The organism is Nostocoides jenkinsii Ben 74, from assembly GCF_001046875.1.
GTDB lineage: Bacteria > Actinomycetota > Actinomycetes > Actinomycetales > Dermatophilaceae > Nostocoides_A > Nostocoides_A jenkinsii.
The window spans coordinates 1,631,808-1,647,580 of sequence record NZ_HF571038.1 but is presented as its reverse complement, the minus strand read 5'-3'; the positions used below and the strand labels follow the sequence as shown (position 1 = coordinate 1,647,580).

The window sequence follows — 15,773 nt, the reverse complement described above, 5'->3', positions numbered from 1 at the left end:
AGGAAATCCTCGACGAGATGGCCACCGGCTGGGGCCGGGCCGCCGTTGACCTCGTCCCGCGCCTGAACCGGCTGATCTTCGAGCGGGGCTTCGACAAACTTATCGACGTCGATCCGGGTGAGTTGCGGCGACTGCGCGAGACGACCAGCACCAAGCCGGTCATCTTTTTGTGGTCGCACCGATCCAACCTCGACAGCGGCGTGTTCCTCGTGACGCTGCACGAGAACGGCTTCCCGCTGCCGCACCTTTTTGCCGGCATCAATATGTCGTTCGGACCGATGGGACTGATCCTGCGCCGGGCTGGCTTCATCTTCATCCGGCGCTCGTTCGGCGATGACCCGCTCTACAAGTACGTTCTCCGGGAGTTCATCGGCTACCTCTCCGAGAAGCGGTTCAACTTGAGCTGGTCGATCGAGGGGACGCGCTCGCGGACCGGCAAGATGTTGCCGCCGAAGCTCGGTCTGCTCAGCTACTCCGCCGATGCCTACCTTCAGGGCCGTACGGATGACGTTGCGCTGCAGCCGGTTTCGATCAGCTTCGATCAGCTTCACGAGATCACCGAGTATGCCGACTACGCCCGCGGCGGCAAGAAGGCCGCCGAGGGCATGTCCTGGCTCTACAACTTCGTCAAGGCTCAGGGCGAGCGGCACTACGGCAAGGCGTATGTCCGTTTCCCCGAGCCGGTCTCGATGCGCGAACTGCTCGGGCCGCCCGACGGGCACCTCGCCAACGACTCGGCCGAGCACCGGCTGGCCCTGCAGAAGATGGCCTTTGAAGTCGCCTGGCGGATCAACGAGGCCATGCCCGTGACCCCAACCGCCGTGGTCACCACGATCCTGCTTGCGGCGCAAGGTGTGGGCTTGACCAGCGAGCAGATTGGTCGCGGGATCCAGGACGTCCTCGACTACTGCCACCGGATGGGGGTGCCCCAGGCTGCGAGCCTGGCCAGCCTGAACAAGGTCTCGGGGGTGGAGGCGACCCTGAAGTCCCTCGCCAGCGGCGACGGTCCAGTGACCCGCGTGGATGGCGCCCGGGATGTCGTCTGGCTCATCGAAACCAAGGACCAATTGCGGGCGACCTTCTATCGCAACTCGCTCGTCCACGTCATCTTGCTGAGCGCCATCTGCGAGATCGCTCTGGTGTTGGCGGCGCAGCGCAGTCCCGCCGGGCCGGAGCGGATCGACACGTTCTGGCAGTCCGTCGATCGACTGCGTGACCTGCTGAAGTTCGAGTTCTACTTCAAGGAAAAGGCCGTCTATCGGCAGCGGATCGAGGCCGAGATGGACCGCACCGGCGCCGATTGGCGCGAGCGGCTTCAGGCCGCCGAGGTGGACATCTCGGGACTGCTGCGTGATCGGCGGCCGGTGTCCGCGCCATACGCCCTAGCTCCCTTCTTCGAGGCCTATGAGATCGTCGCCGACGTCCTGGCACACCAGGAGATCGCCGGTCCGATCGACCGGGCCGCGGTCAAGAAGGAGGCTCTCGCCCTCGGTGACCAGTGGCTGGCACAGCACCGCATCTCCTCGGCGGAACCGGTGTCGGCGCTGCTATTCGAGACCGCCCTGCAACTAGCCGACAATCAGGGCGTTCTGGCCGAGGGTGACGATCGGGCCGAGCGCGCGAAGGCCTTCCGGGCGGAATTGCACAACATCCACGGCGCCATCGACGTGATCGATGGGGTCGCGCGGCAGATCTTCATCGAGCAGGCGTGGCCGGAGCGGGCGGCGTCGCGCGCCAAGGCCGTCATCGACGGCTGATCACCCCGCCAAGTCACCCCGCCAGGCCCGCCAGCAAGTTGATCGACGCGGCGATGATGACGGTGCCGAAAAGGTAGGACAGGCCGGCCTGGCGGATGGCGATGCGGCGGATCTCGCTGGTCTTGAGGTCGGTGTCGGAGATGGCGTACGTCATCGCGACGGTGAAGGCGAGATAGACGAAGTCGCTGTAACTCGGCGGCTCGTCCTGGTGGAGGTCGACGCTGTCGGGTTGTGCGTTGAACCAGTGCCGGGCATAGCGCATCGCGAAACTCGTCGGGATGAGCAGCCAGGCCGCGCCGACGGTGGCGAGGGACAGGATGGCCTCGGCGAAGCGTTGGTCGGCGGGGGTGCTGCCGGTCAGGAGCATCATGCCGACGCCAGCCAGGCTCGCCAGCGAAGCGACGACGACGATTAGGTCGACGAAGGATCGACCGGCGTCGAGGCCGTGCACTAGGTCGCGAGTCCGGTCGGCGTCGGCGCGCATCATGACGCTGAGCAGCGGGATGGCGAACACCAGCGACGTGACACAGAAGGCAAGCAGGAGCTTGCCGATGATGCCGGCGTCGGGCGGGGTCGGCACGAGCCACGCGACGATCGCGCCGACGGCGGCACCGATCCCGAGGCGACTGATCTTGTTGGGGGCGTGGTGTTTGCGCGGTTGCGAACTCTGCGACCTCGAGGGCATGAAGCTCACCCGACCGCTGCGCGCAGGCCGGCCTGAAACGCCAGGATTCGCGGCAACGCGGCCCGGACCGCGTCCGGGCCGGCCGCCAGCGAAAGACGAATGTGCTCGTGTCCGTGCACCGGGTCGAAGTCGACGCCCGGCGTGAGCGCCACGTCCTGCTCCGCCAAAAGAGCACGGCACCACGCCACGCTGTCGGGGTAGGGGCCAAGCAAGGGGGCGATGCCAGCATACACATAGAACGCGCCGTCCGCGGGGGCGACGTCCACCCAGCCGAGGTCGGGGAGGGCGGCAAGAACGAGTTCCCGGGCCTCGGCGAAACCGTCGACGGCGGCCTCGCATTCGGCATACGCCTCGGGGGTGAAGGCGGGGATGGCGGCATGCTGGGCCGGGACGGGCGCGCAGAGGGCGAGGTTGCCGGCGAGGGCATCGATGGGGCCGGCGAGGTCGTCCGGCATGAGCATCCAGCCGAGGCGCCAGCCGGTCATACCCCAGTACTTGCTGAACGACGAGATCACGATGCTGTCGCGCGACGTGCTCCACGCGCAGGTGCCAGGGGAGCCAGTGAACGTCACCCCGTGGTAGATCTCGTCACTCACCACGCGGACGTCATGTTCGGCGGCCCAGGCGAGGATCGCGGCGAGTTCGTCGTCGCGGATCATCGTGCCGGTGGGGTTGGCGGGGCTCGCGATGACCAGACCGGCCAGGGGGGCTTCGGCGTGTGCCCTCGCGAGCAGCGGGACGGTGGGCTGGAAGCGCGTGCTCGCGCCGGTGTCCAGGGAGACCACCTCGACGCCGAGCGAAGTGAGGATATTGACGTATGCCGGGTAGCCCGGCCGCGCGACGGCGACCCGATCGCCGGGCTCGAAGGCGGCGAGGAAGGCGAGCAGGAAGGCTCCCGAACTCCCGGTGGTGACGCAGATCTGGTCCGGGTCGAGGTCGAGGTCGTACCAACGGCGGTAGTGCCCGGCGAGTTGTTCGCGGAGTGGCCGGATGCCGCGGGTTTCGCTGTAGCCCAAGGGGATTCCGTCAGTCAGGATGCGGGCGCCGGCGGCCCGGACCGCGCTGGGCGCACCTTGCCCGGGCTCGCCGGCGCACAGGCTGATCACGTCACGACCTTGTGCGCGGGCCTCGGCCACCGCCTGCAAGACCGTCATCACGGTGAATGGCGGAACGAGGGCGCGGCGCGCGGGCTGCATAGGCATAAGGACAGGCAACCACACGCCGTGATCTCGGACGGGCGTGGACCAGCGTGACGCTGGGTGGACGCGTGCTGCGGGGGTTAACCAGTCAGCGCGCGGGGGTCAACCAGTCAGGGCGGGGGTCAACCAGTCAGGGCGGGGTCAACCAGTCAGCGGTGGGGCTGGCGAGAGGTAGGTGTGGCCCGTAGGCGTTTGCAGCACTGTCACATGCGTGCTGGGGCCGGCTTGGCGTGCCAGGTGCGTGTTGGGATCGTCCTCCGGCCCGGCGGCGTAGCCCGCGACCTCCCGCCTCGACAACACCCTGGACGTGAATCCGGGGAGGTCCTTGGTGTGATTGCAGCGCGCCGACAAGCCCTGGCCGTTGGCTAGTGCCGTCGGGCCTTCTTCGCTTGCGGGCTGGACGTGATCGGCGTGGCGGATCAGTGCATCGCAGTAGGGGCGACGACACCGATCGTCGCGCAGGATCAACGCCTCCCGAAGCCAGGGTGGGAAGAGCCGCCGGACAGAGTCGACGGCTGCGAGGTCTCGACCGTCTGGCGTGGTGAAGATCCGTCTGAGCCATACCGTCGCCGGGGCGCCATCGCCGGGATCGAGACCTCGCAGCAGGTGAGCCCGGGCCAGCGGAGCGGGGAGCGGTCCGTGGCCCACGATGCGGGCGGGCACGTTGGCGGACGTGGCGAGCTCGGCTGGCGCTGCGCTCTCCGGCGACGCGCTGCTATCCCGTGGCGCACGGCCGTTCGATGGCGCGGCCCCCCTCAGTGACACGCTGCGGTTGGATGGCTCGGCTTCGTCTGGTGAGTCGTTGGCCCAGGTTGCCTCGTGCGCGTCGTTTTGCGGTGACACGTCCTCGGCGCTGTCCGCCGACGAGGGGACGTTCATGAGCGAGGTGGCCGGCATCACGAGGTTGAGGGCGACGGGCTGCGCTTCGCCCGGGCTCAGCCCCCGGAGCCACCGCAAGGCCGTGTCGGCCATGACCTGGGCGTGGGTACGGTCGGCGAGCGGGTCAGACTCCTCGTGGTGACCCGCGACAACTGCCGTCGCATGCCGATGCACGGAGGCGAGCGAGCCGACGATGTCGGTCAACGGCCCGAACACGGTCAAGTAGGCCATCCCATCCGGAGCCGGTCGAGTCCAAACGCCGCGATCCGTGAGCGCGCGGGCGTGCTTGGCGACGACGCTCTCCGGGTCCAGTTCGGCGGCAAATCGAGCCACGATCGAGCCAAGGCGTCGAGGTGTGCTCCCGACGAGCCGTGGGCCGATCATGCCGTCGACCTGGCCACGGTGTTCTTCGCTCAACACGGCTGTCTCGCGCACCACCGCCTGGGCGTGCCGCTGGTCGATCCATCCGGCGGTCAAGGCGGCGCGAGTCTGGGGCAGGCCAGGCAGCGCTCGGGCCACCGTCAGGTGATGATCGGCGGTGGCGGGGGAGCAGCGCCGGGCTAGAGCCACCTGGCCCGGGACTCCCTGACGGGCTGCCCGCAGTGACCGACCCTCGGCCAGCGCGTCACGAATTGTGTTGCGCGAGAATGCCAATGTCGCGCGGGCCTGAGCGGCGTCGATGCAGCCCTTGAGCCGTTCGAGGCCGGAAATCACATCGATGAGCTCCGCGGTCGCATGGCGCTCCGAGCCGCTGTCTGCGCCACCCACCTCGGCTGGGCCGCCGTCCCTCGCGCTGCCGTCGGGGGAGTCAGCCTCGATGCCAGCGAACCAATCCACGAGCGAACGCAGCCGCTGCGTGACTGAGGGGGCGGGCGCGGCATACGCCTCGTGCCCTGTCGCCGACATCTCGTCCGTGACCCAGGTGCCCTCATCCGGCGGGGGCCAGTCGGACGAATAGTCGACGTCCTCCTCGCTGCAGTCCTCGAGCAGGTAAGCGACGATCTCGCCGAACTCATCGACCGCCGGGACCAAGACTGGCGGCTCCCAACCCGGCGCGCCCACCGGGAGTGATGGCCGCAGCCGAGCCGCATCCTCCTCCGCCCGATTGGCCTCGCCGTCCCACCAGCGCCCGCCGAATGACCGGGACGAGGTCCCGGCCCGGTCATTCGGCAGATAGGCGATGGTCATGGGATAAATAATACACCTGTTTCGAACACAAGTGCAATACCCACCCAACATCTCAGTTTCAGCTACGCCGGTGCGACGCTGAACAGCTCCCCGACGTCGCAACCCAGCACGTCGCAGATCGCCGTCAGCGTGCTGTAGCGAATGGCCTTGGCGCGATTGTTCTTGAGCACCGACAGGTTCACGACCGTGACGCCAACGGCATCCGCCAGGGCGGCGAGCGTCATACCTCGTTCGTCGAGCAGGCGATCGAGATGACAGACGACTCGGTGGGGTTCGTCGACCGGCATGTCAGACCAAGCCCTCGACGTCGTCACTCAGGCGCGAGCCCACCTTGAACGCCTCGGCGAGTAGGGCGGCGACCAGGCCCAGAGTCATCGGCAGCCACGGCAGCGACAGGGTGAAGCCGGGTTCGAGCCCGCCGAGGTCCATCGAGCCGATCAGCGATCCGTCGATCGCCTCGCGCGCCAGGGCGGCCACCGGCAGTCCGAGCATCAGCGCGAAACCAATGGCCCGCAGGCGTGTCACCTGGGCCGGGGCAAACGGTTGCCCCGCCCCGACCGGCACCATGAAGCGCAGGAACAGAATGATGCAGCCGATCACGACCGCGGAGGTGAGCACGCCGGGGAGCAGGTCGAGCACGCGCGCCCCGATGCCGGCATCCGAAAAGTCGATCGCGTAGTCGCCGGTCCCATAGTGCACGCCGGCGCGGTCGAGTTCGGGGACTGTGATGGTGGTGCTGAGGGGCAGCGGGATCGGGTCGCCGGCGATCCAGCGCTGCACGCTGGCGCCCACGGTGCTCAGGAGTGTGCCGGCGCCGACGGCGCCGAGCAGGATGGTGAGACCGATCCGGTCGGTGCGATCGAAGGCGAGCCAGTCCCTCTTGGTCCTGCTGCCGGTGCTGTGTGCGTTCATGCGATCCCCTCCAATATCGATTGTCGATGTTATCGAGAATCATTATGCATATCGACAAACGATGTCAAGTTCTGCGGCTCCAGGCGGGTCGGGCGAGGCGTCCGAGGATGCCGATGGCGAACACGGCCACCCCCGCAAGGACGGCCTCGCGGGGGAGTGTGACCACGAGGATGAGGCAGCCCGCCAAACCAAGAAGGTTCACGCCGCGCGGAACCCGCCGATCGGAGGCGGGCTGACGCAAGGCCGACAGATTGGTGATCGCGTAATAGACCAGCACGCCCACTGACGAGAACCCGATCGCGCCGCGCAGATCGAGGAGCAGAACCAACCCCACCACGAGTATGCCGAGCCCCGCCTGCGCGCGATCCGGCACCTGATGACGCGGGTCGACGGAGGCGAGCCAGGCGGGCAGGTCACGTTCCCGCGCCATCGCCAAGGTGGTGCGTCCGACCCCCGCCATCAGCGCCAGCAGTGCGCCGAGGCTCGCGGTCGCGGCACCGATCCGAATGACGGGGCCGTACCACGGCGCGCCGACCGCTGTCGCCGCATCGGCGAGGGCGGTCGACGAGTCCGCCAGCCGCCCACCCAGGGTGGTGGACAGCGCGAGGCCCACCGCGGCATACAGGGCAATGGCGGTGGTCAAGGCAATGACGATCGCGCGGGTGAGCACCTCGGGACGCCGCACTTCCTCGGCGAGGGTGGCGATCCGGGCATACCCGGCGAAGGCGAAGAACAGCAGTCCGGCCCCTTGAAGCACGCCGGCCGCGCCGCTCGCCGGCGTCGGGAGGGGATCGGGCGGCGACATCGGCTCCCGGGTCCACGTAAGCACGAGGAAGCCGAGGAGAACGGCGCCGGTGAGCAGGAGGAGGAGGCGCGCGGCATGCGCCGTGCGGGTAACTCCGTGCAGGTTGAGGCCGGTGAGGACCACGACGGCGAGCGCTGCTGTCGTCCGCCTGAGCCAGCCCTCGGTGGGGACGGCGTAGGCGGCGAACGTCATCGCCATCGCGGCGCAGGAGGCGGTCTTGCCGATGACGAATCCCCAGCCGGCGAGGAAGCCCCACCACGGCCCGAGCACCTCGCGCCCGAAGAGGTAGGTCCCGCCGGAGCTGGGATAGCGCTGGGCGAGTTGGGCGGAGGCGAGGGCGTTGCACCAGGCGACGCCGGCCGCGACCGCCAAGGCGAGCATCAGGTGGGACCCGGCCGCGTGGGCTGCCGCCGGGAATGCGGCAAAGACGCCCGCGCCGATCATCGCGGACAGGCCGACCGTGACGGCGTCGCCCGTACCGAGCCGGCGGGCAAGTTCCCTCGAGCCGCGTTCGCTCATGACGTCGACGCTAGGGCACGTACGGCGCCGTGTGCCTGATCAGCGGGTTTGATCGAGGAGAGACTCGGGATCAGCGACCGAAGAGCCGGCTCAGTAAGCCGCCCGACTTGGGTTCGCCCTCATGTCCGGCGCACCACTGGCCGGCGGGGACATTCGCCTTCACCTGGGCGACGTGCTGGCCGCAGCCGGCCCAGGTGGTCTTGCCGCAGGTCTTGCAGGCAACGGGTCGGCACATGGTGAACTCCTTCGGGTTGTTGTCGGCATGATACCCGGTGGGGTATACCTTCGCACTGCTCAGGTCGACTCGACCGTCGTAACGACAGTGGTCACGGACGGGGCACGCGGCGTCGAGGAGAATCCGAAGCGGCACGGCGGATCGACGGGACCCAACTCCCCGAGGTCGGCGCCGTCCAGGCGGGCGGTGAGGGACGTAACCGCGCGGAGGTCGGTCGCGGCATACCACTCCCGTCGCCCGGGGCGAGCGATCCCGCGCGTCCGCACCCCTCGGAAGGCCACCCGGGCAATGGGGTCGACGGCGCTCGCCCAGGCCGGGCTCGTCGCGACGACGTGAGGTATGCCGCGCAGCGCCCACCCCAGCGGCCGTCGCCTCCCGAGCGCGAGACTCAGGCTGAGCGAGGGGGCGCTCAGATGCCACTGGGAAGCGCTGCGCTGCAACGCAATCGGCTCGATGCGAGTCTCATCGAAGGTGTAGGTCTCGGCTACGAAGTCGCGGACCTCGGGGGTCGGCGCGAGGAGGATGCGGTGGCCATCCGGGCGCTCGATCATCACATCGGCGAAGCGGCCGTATGGGGAGTGGTCCCACACGCCGATCACCAGGCGCGTTCCGCTCGTGGTTCCGACCCCGGCGATGGCTCCGTGGAAGCGGTGCCTCACCGGTGCTCCACCGTGAGGTTCGCGCTGTTGCCGCGTCGGTCGAGGCGCCATGCCTGGGTGGTGCCCAAGGCGTCCAGCATGGTCCGGTCGTGCGTCACGACGAGCATTGTGCCGTCGAAGGCGACGAGTGCGGCCTCCAACTGCTGGATTCCGTCGACGTCGAGGTGATTGGTCGGCTCGTCGAGGATCAGGGTGTTGACTGCGCGTCCTTGGAGGATCGCGAGGCCCGCGCGCGTGCGCTCACCGAGAGATAAGGAGGAGCAGGGGCGGCCGATGGCGTCCGCGCCGAGGCCGAACTTCGCCAGGAGCGTGCGGACCTCGGCCATGTCTGTCGTGCGGAGCGCGCGGGCCATGGCATCGAGCAGGTCATCGTCGCCGTTGAGAAGGTCGCGGCTCTGGTCGAGGGTGCCAATCTGCACTCGGCCGCCCCAGGAGAGTCGCCCCGCGTCGATCGGCGTCTGGCCCAGGATGGCTTGCAGCAGCGTGGATTTTCCGCTCCCGTTTGGCCCGAGTAGCGCGACGCGCTCGCCCCGCGCGAGGTGGGTGGAGACTGGGCCGAGGCGGAAGTCGCCGCGCTTCACCTCGACCTGGTCGAGGGTCAGGACGACATCCGCGGATGGTGGCGCCTGCGCGATCGTGTAGCGCAGTTCCCATTCCTTGCGCGGCTGCTCGACGGTCTCCAGTCGCTCCGCCGCCGCCCGAACCCGGGCGGCGCGCTGGTCCATGCGCTTGGCCTGGTCCTCGGCATACTTCTTGGCGATGCCGCCGTGCGGGCCGAGATCGGCCTTTTGGGCGCGCCCCTTTGCGGCCCATTCGCCCTGGCGGCGGGCGCGCGCGATGAGGGTGCCGCGTTCGGCGGTATAGGTCTCGTAGGCAGCCACCGCCTGCGACCGCGCCAGCGCCTTGGCGGCGCGATATTCCGACCAGCCGCCGGTGTAGTGATTGACGGCCTGCTGGTGCAGGTCCAGTTCAAGGACCGCGGTGGCTACGTCGTCGAGAAAGCGCCGGTCGTGGGAGGCGACGACTACGGGGCCACTCACCACTCGGAGGTATGCCGCGAGCACCCCCAACCCGGCCTGGTCCAGATTGTTGGTGGGCTCGTCCAGAAGCAGGATGTCGTGGCGGCTGAGCAGGATCGAGGCGAGGGAGGCGCGCGCGGCCTGCCCGCCCGACAACTCGCCGAGTGGTTTGTCGGGGGCGACGTCGAGGCCGACGCGGGCCAGGGTCTCGCCGAGCCGCGCGTCCAGGTCCCCGCCGCCGAGCGCGAGCCAGCGCTCGAGGGCCACGGCATACCGATCGTCCGCGCCGTACTCGCCGGCGGTGAGTGCCGCTGTGGCGCAGTCGAACTCGGCCTGGGCGGCGGCGACGCCGGTGCGGCGCGCGGCATACTCCAGGATTGTTTCGTCGCCGCGCGGCGGCGACTGAGGGAGGTAGCCGACGGTCGCGTCGGCGGGGGAGGTGCGAACCGCGCCGCTGTCGGGCACGTGCTCGCCGGCGACGATGCGCAGCAGCGTCGACTTACCGGCGCCGTTCGGGCCGACCGCCGCTATGACGTCGCCGGGACCGACGACCAGGTCGAGATCGGCGATCAGCGGGCGCGCGCCGAAGCCGGCCGCGAGGGCAGAAATGTGCAGGGAAGGGGGCATGGGAGACCTCGAAATCGCTCGACGGATGGGGGCGAGAGGTCAGTTCCACATGCCTCCAGGCTCCGCCACCGCCCCGCCGCGCGTCAAATCGATTCGGCAAGCACGCGATGGCGGACCATCGCCTCAACGAGACCTCAGGCGTATGCCGCACAATCAGCAGCACCATGGACACGCTGCTGAGCAAGATCCTGCACCAGCCCAGCTGGCTGATCTACACGATCGTCGGACTCGTCGTCTTCGTCGAGGACGCCTTCTTTGTTGGTTTCGTCGTGCCGGGAGAGACGGTGGCCGTGCTCGGCGGCGTCGCGGCGAGCCTGGGCGAGGTCAATGTGTGGCTGCTGGGGCTCATCGTTGTGCTCGCCGCAATCGTCGGGGACAGCGTCGGATACGAGATCGGGCGCATCTGGGGGAGTCGGATCATCGCGCACTCCTTCTTCGACAAGCGACGCAGGCAACTCGACAACGCGCAGGCGTTCCTGCGTCGACGCGGGGGCTGGGCCGTCTTCCTCGGTCGGTGGACAGCCTTCTTCCGGGCCGTGATGCCGGCCTTGGCCGGGACCGCGCACATGCCCTATCGCACCTTCTTGCCGTGGAACGCGATCGGCGGAATCTGTTGGGGCGCAGCGGTCGTGGCACTCGGATTCTTCGCCGGTCACTCGTATCAGCGGGTTGTGACGCGGTTCGGCCAGGGGTCGGCGCTCGTCGTCCTGGCGATCGTCATACTCGCGGTGCTCTGGCACTGGACCAAGCGCAGGCATACCCTCGCCGAGGAGGGCATCGAGTAGGAATTCGGGTTTCCTGCACGTCGATTGGCCGTCGGCTCACGTCGCCCGCTCGGCCACCCGGATGCCGATGGTGACAACATCGCCAAGGCCGACGTCCTCCGCCCACTGAACCACGACCTTCACCGGAACGAGATAGGTCCCACCGCGCGGCATCAGCGAGGTCTCGAAATCGGTCTCACCGATGCGCGCGTGCGCCGCGATGCACCCCCAGCCGTAGCTGAGTTCCGGCCGCTCCCGCAGTTCCGCTGAGACCTCTGCCGGGGTCGGAACGAAGAGGTATGGCGCGGGCCCTCGCCACTCGATTACCTCGCCGACAAACTCAAACTCCATGGATTCACGGTAGGGCATGTGCCTTCGCAGCGTGCAAAAAGGGGCAGTCACTAGCCGAAAAAACGGATAGTCACTATCCTTTAATGTATGCCGATGGCGACTGGCCAGTACCTACCCCGACACGTCGACCAGGCACTTGCTCGGGCGCTCGAGTCCTCGCCCATCGTGATCCTTGATGGGCCGCGAGCGGTGGGTAAGACCACTACCGCGTCACGCGTGGCCGCCACGTCGGTGCTGTTGCCGCGGGACCTGCCAACCCTGATGGTGGACCCGGAAGCCTTCCTCCGCGCGCTTGCCCCGCCGGTCCTGGTTGACGAGTGGCAGCTGGTGGGGACGGATCTGCTTTGGACAATCAAGGGCATCGTCGACGCAGACCCGATGCCGGGTCGCTTCCTCCTCGTGGGCAGCGTGGAACCGGCGGCGTATGGTCCGACCTACCCCTTGACCGGGCGCGCCGCACGACTGGTCATGCGGCCGATGACGAAGGCTGAGTTGGCCGGTCGCGGTGGCGAGCCAACCTTCGTGGAACGCGTTCTCGCCCAAGACCACCCGCCACTTGGCCGTTCGTCGGAAGCAGGCTTCGAACTGGAGGCGCTGGCCAGGCCGGGCTTCCCCGGCGCTCGCGACCTGCCCGATGCGCAGCTCTTTCTCGACGCCTACGCCACCATCGTTGCCCAGCGTGCGGGAGATGAAGGGCGAGACGCGTCGCGGTTGCTCCGGTCACTTCGAGTTCTGGCGACTCTCACGGGGCAAACGGTCCCCGATCAACGCATCTGGGAAGCTGCGGATATCACCAAAGTGACGTGGAAGAACTATGACGATCTGCTGTCGCGAGTGCACCTCTCGGCGGGGGTGGCGGCATACGAAAGCAATCGTCTCAAGCGACTGACGTCGTATCCCAAGCGCTTTCTGGCCGACACGGCGATGGCGCTGGTTCTGTCGAATCTGCGTATTGAGGACCTCCGGGCCGATCCCACGCTGGCCGGGCGTTTCCTGGAGAGCTACGTCGTCCAGCAACTGCGGCCCCAGGCAGACCTCGTGCACAGGGGCTTGATGCACGTCCGGACCGGGGCTGGCGAGCACGAGGTCGATGCGCTCCTCGAGACCCCCAGCGGCGTGCTTGCGTTCGAAGTCAAGCTGGGGACGCGGCCAAGCGCCGCCGAAGCCAAACAGTTGGATTGGCTTCGCGACGGCTTAGGTGGGCGCTTCGGTCACGGGTATGTGGTCTATACGGGCCGCGATTGTTACTCCCTGTCCGAGCGGGTGACCGCTCTGCCGGTGGGCCTTCTCTGACGGTCCCGATTGCCTACGCCGGCTCGTTCTCGATCGTGGGTTACGTCGTTGCTCGCCACCGGTGACTCGCCATGCCTCAGGGGTAACCATGAGGCATGGGAGGTCAAAACAGGCGCTCGCCCCTGATTGGCGCGGGGTGGGGTGTCCTTCTCGCCGCCGTCACGCTGACGGGTTGCTCGGGCGCTGTCGATGGGAAGATCGTTCGGGCACACGGGTCGAGCGACTCGGCCACCCTGTCGTTGACAGTCTCTGCGTGCGAACTGAAATACAACGTCGATGTGGCGCAGGACTCGGAGCAGGTTCGGGTCCGCGTCACAGGGCACCGATCCGGCAACGGCTCGCCCGACTGCGCTATGGGGTGCTCGTTCTACTGCGTGACCCGCTCGGCTCGCGCACGGTCATCGACGAGACGACCGGTAAGGCGGTCACGGTGGACGCGCCCGTGCCCCTGCCGTAACTCGGCGGGAAGCCGTTTGACGCAGGTGGATGGCCGGTCATGGGCCAGCGCGAATGCGCAGCGTCAACGCTCTCAGGTCGCACATTGTTCGCCGAGCCGCCCCAGCCCTTCTCTGGACAAGTGGGCAAGGGGCTGTCGGCGCCCGCGCCTATCGTGAGATGGTCTTAGCGAGGAGGTGAACGGGATGACCGAGGGCTTGAGGCTGACTGTCGGTGGTGATCACGCCGCCGTCGCGGCAAAGGCCGTCCACGAGGCTTTGGGTGCCGCGCTTGCTCTCCTCACTGATGCCGCAGCCGAACTCGATGTCGCCGGCGGGGCGTGGACCCTTGACGAATTGACCTTGGGGTCGGCCTCGATGGTTTTGTCGAACCCCGCCGCGGATGGGGCAGTGGTTCTCGTCAGTCAAGGCTTAGAAGAGTTGCGACGCGCGCCTCGCATTCCTGCGCGTTGGAGCCCACAGATGGTCCGCCAGGCCCGCGACCTTGGGCAGTTGGTCGGGCGTCGGGGTGTCACGTATGTCAGTTTGGGGCGCGCGACCGGACCGTTGCAGGCCGTTGACGGGGAGGTGACCGCACATGCCGGGGCAGCCCTGGCGCCCAAGGAAACTGCTATCGGGACTGTCGTGGGAACTGTTGACATGTGGCAATCCAGAAAGGGCCGGACCGTCGGTCTCACCCTCGATTCTGGAGAGACCGTTCGAGCCACATATCCAGCCGACCTCACCGAAAAGATCCTTCATGAAGCGGTTGGACATCGCGTCACTATCTCGGGAGAGATACAGCGGAACGGGGCTGGACAGCGAGTCTTGATCAGCATCTTGGACGTGGAGCAAGCAGCGCGACCTCTGCCTATGGACATCGCAGCTTTGGCTGGACTTTACGCGGATGTTGCAGCGGCAGGCGTCAGCGTCTCCGACGTCCTGGAGCACCGCGAGTGAAGGCGAGCGTTCCCCGGGCCTATTTCGACACGAGCGTTTTCGTCGCGGTACTCCTCGGACCTGAAGCGGAGAGTCATGAGGCCGCCCTGACCGCTGTCGCGGCGGCCCAGCAGGGTCGGATGACGGGGGTCGTTTCCGCATTGGTCGTGGCTGAGGTTGTTGGAGCGCCGGCCGGCCGGATCTGCGGGTTCATGACCTGAGGCACACGGGCGCCGTCATGGCAGCGCAGTCGGGCGCTACCCTCGCTGAGCTCATGGCGCGGATCGGGCACTCGACACCGCAAGCCGCCTTGCGGTATCAACACGCTGCCCAAGCCCGCGATGCTGTCATCGCTGCCCGAATGTCCAAGGAGGCCAAGAAGTGGGCCAAGCGCCCGCCACATGACGAAACCCCAGCGATGTGGCCAAGGCCAGGGATCGTTCCGGGGTCTTCGTCTAGGACTATAGCTGAGGGACGAGCGTGATCCAAGCCCTGTCCACTACGAGCGGCTCCGCGAACTTCTCTGCGCCGAGCGCCTTGGCTCCTACCTCGAGGCGGCCGATGGCGACCTCGACGGCGCCTTCGCCCTCTACGAATGGAACATCGAGGCGTCGGCGGCGACCCTTTCACTGGCTGCGATGGTCGAGGTCGTGGTTCGGAACTCACTTGATCGACAGATGACCGAGTGGGCGCTCAAGCGCGGGAAGGTGGACTGGCTGGTTCATGCGCCCCTTGACGTTCGCGCAAAGCTGGACGTGCAGAAGGCAAAGGAGCGCGCTGCACTCGGCCGGCGTCGAGTGACCCATGGCCACGTCGTTGCAGAGCTGAATCTTGGCTTCTGGCGCTACCTCGTAAGCAAGCGGTACTACGCGGCCCTCTGGGTGCCGAACCTCCGTCACGCATTCCCGAGGACGACGGCCCAGGCTGCCGAGCACCGCACACGCGTCGAGAGCGACTTGGAGCAGCTTCTCTACCTCAGGAACAGAGCCGCGCATCACGAGACCATTCACCGCCGCGACCTGAAGGCCGACCTCGACCGTGCGATCGCGCTCCTGAGCTGCATCGATCCGGAAGCAGCCCGCTGGTGTCGGCAGCGCGAGGCCCTGTCTGCCGTTCTTGCGCTCAAACCGATCTAGAGTCACCTCGATCGCGGGATCGTGAGCCCGCTGGGAAGTGGTGCGAGCGAATACACTTGTGTCATACCGCCCGGCCCCTCAGGGGCCGGGTTTACTCATGTAGCGTCGCAATCGCGGTGTAGCCCGCGGCGGCATCGACAGAGCGGGCGAAGCGTCATCGGGGTCAACTGGCTGTTGGTATGCGGATCATCAGCCGGTCGACGTCCTCCGGGGTCAAGACGGATAACGCGGGGTCCATTGCGGTAGGCGCTGAGGGCGCCGGCGGCGATCCTGCGTCGGAGGGTGCGGGTGCTGAGTCCAGTCCTCTCGGCGGCCTGGGCGAGTGATTCGAACTGACGACGGGGCTTCTGTGTCATGGCATGACCTCCTTCG

15 protein-coding genes are annotated in these 15,773 nt (G+C 67.7%); 5 read left to right on the top strand and 10 right to left on the bottom strand.

Features of this window, described 5'->3' with window-relative positions; all coding sequences use genetic code 11:
- A partial coding sequence (locus BN13_RS07660) for a glycerol-3-phosphate 1-O-acyltransferase (protein ID WP_048545761.1) occupies positions 1 to 1,757 on the top strand: 1,757 nt, incomplete at its 5' end.
- 13 nt (positions 1,758 to 1,770) lie between these two features.
- Here BN13_RS07660 and BN13_RS18315 read toward each other — a convergent pair.
- The 9 genes from BN13_RS18315 to BN13_RS07620 all read right to left on the bottom strand — a co-directional run bounded on the left by BN13_RS18315 (position 1,771) and on the right by BN13_RS07620 (position 10,484).
- Positions 1,771 to 2,442 (bottom strand): DUF1345 domain-containing protein, encoded by a 672-nt coding sequence (locus BN13_RS18315; protein WP_157038498.1) that lies wholly within the window; start codon positions 2,440 to 2,442, stop codon positions 1,771 to 1,773.
- Between the two features lie 5 nt (positions 2,443 to 2,447).
- Positions 2,448 to 3,644 (bottom strand): pyridoxal phosphate-dependent aminotransferase, encoded by a 1,197-nt coding sequence (locus BN13_RS07650; protein ID WP_048545758.1) that lies wholly within the window; start codon positions 3,642 to 3,644, stop codon positions 2,448 to 2,450.
- Positions 3,645 to 3,782: 138 nt separating this feature from the next.
- Positions 3,783 to 5,708: an HNH endonuclease gene (locus BN13_RS07645; RefSeq protein WP_048545757.1), complete on the bottom strand. Its 1,926-nt coding sequence runs from the start codon at positions 5,706 to 5,708 to the stop codon at positions 3,783 to 3,785.
- Positions 5,709 to 5,770: 62 nt separating this feature from the next.
- The gene (locus tag BN13_RS07640; protein ID WP_048545756.1) at positions 5,771 to 5,995 is read right to left on the bottom strand and encodes a helix-turn-helix domain-containing protein; all 225 of its coding nucleotides are present in this window, start codon (positions 5,993 to 5,995) and stop codon (positions 5,771 to 5,773) included.
- 1 nt (position 5,996) lies between these two features.
- Positions 5,997 to 6,620 (bottom strand): DUF2975 domain-containing protein, encoded by a 624-nt coding sequence (locus BN13_RS07635; RefSeq protein WP_048545754.1) that lies wholly within the window; start codon positions 6,618 to 6,620, stop codon positions 5,997 to 5,999.
- Between the two features lie 64 nt (positions 6,621 to 6,684).
- Complete coding sequence (locus BN13_RS07630; RefSeq protein WP_048545752.1) at positions 6,685 to 7,944, bottom strand: APC family permease; 1,260 nt, start codon at positions 7,942 to 7,944, stop codon at positions 6,685 to 6,687.
- A gap of 70 nt (positions 7,945 to 8,014) precedes the next feature.
- Complete coding sequence (locus BN13_RS19960; protein ID WP_201329063.1) at positions 8,015 to 8,179, bottom strand: hypothetical protein; 165 nt, start codon at positions 8,177 to 8,179, stop codon at positions 8,015 to 8,017.
- A 59-nt stretch (positions 8,180 to 8,238) separates the two neighbouring features.
- Complete coding sequence (locus BN13_RS07625; RefSeq protein WP_235433972.1) at positions 8,239 to 8,838, bottom strand: hypothetical protein; 600 nt, start codon at positions 8,836 to 8,838, stop codon at positions 8,239 to 8,241.
- Positions 8,835 to 10,484 (bottom strand): ABC-F family ATP-binding cassette domain-containing protein, encoded by a 1,650-nt coding sequence (locus BN13_RS07620; protein ID WP_048545747.1) that lies wholly within the window; start codon positions 10,482 to 10,484, stop codon positions 8,835 to 8,837. Before BN13_RS07620 ends, BN13_RS07625 begins: the two co-directional genes overlap by 4 nt.
- Positions 10,485 to 10,648: 164 nt before the next feature.
- Here BN13_RS07620 and BN13_RS07615 point away from each other — a divergent pair, with 164 nt between their 5' ends.
- Complete coding sequence (locus tag BN13_RS07615) at positions 10,649 to 11,269, top strand: DedA family protein (RefSeq protein ID WP_048545745.1); 621 nt, start codon at positions 10,649 to 10,651, stop codon at positions 11,267 to 11,269.
- 36 nt (positions 11,270 to 11,305) lie between these two features.
- Here the strand turns inward: BN13_RS07615 and BN13_RS07610 are convergent, their stop codons facing one another.
- On the bottom strand, positions 11,306 to 11,599 hold the full coding sequence (locus tag BN13_RS07610) for a DUF1905 domain-containing protein (RefSeq protein ID WP_048545743.1): 294 nt from the start codon (positions 11,597 to 11,599) through the stop codon (positions 11,306 to 11,308).
- Positions 11,600 to 11,686: 87 nt separating this feature from the next.
- Here BN13_RS07610 and BN13_RS07605 point away from each other — a divergent pair, with 87 nt between their 5' ends.
- The 3 genes from BN13_RS07605 to BN13_RS07590 all read left to right on the top strand — a co-directional run bounded on the left by BN13_RS07605 (position 11,687) and on the right by BN13_RS07590 (position 15,401).
- Positions 11,687 to 12,892: an ATP-binding protein gene (locus BN13_RS07605; RefSeq protein WP_048545741.1), complete on the top strand. Its 1,206-nt coding sequence runs from the start codon at positions 11,687 to 11,689 to the stop codon at positions 12,890 to 12,892.
- A 641-nt stretch (positions 12,893 to 13,533) separates the two neighbouring features.
- Complete coding sequence (locus BN13_RS07600) at positions 13,534 to 14,286, top strand: LSm family protein (protein ID WP_048545739.1); 753 nt, start codon at positions 13,534 to 13,536, stop codon at positions 14,284 to 14,286.
- A gap of 617 nt (positions 14,287 to 14,903) precedes the next feature.
- Positions 14,904 to 15,401 (top strand): hypothetical protein, encoded by a 498-nt coding sequence (locus BN13_RS07590; RefSeq protein WP_053079752.1) that lies wholly within the window; start codon positions 14,904 to 14,906, stop codon positions 15,399 to 15,401.
- The last annotated feature ends 372 nt before the right edge of the window (positions 15,402 to 15,773 follow it).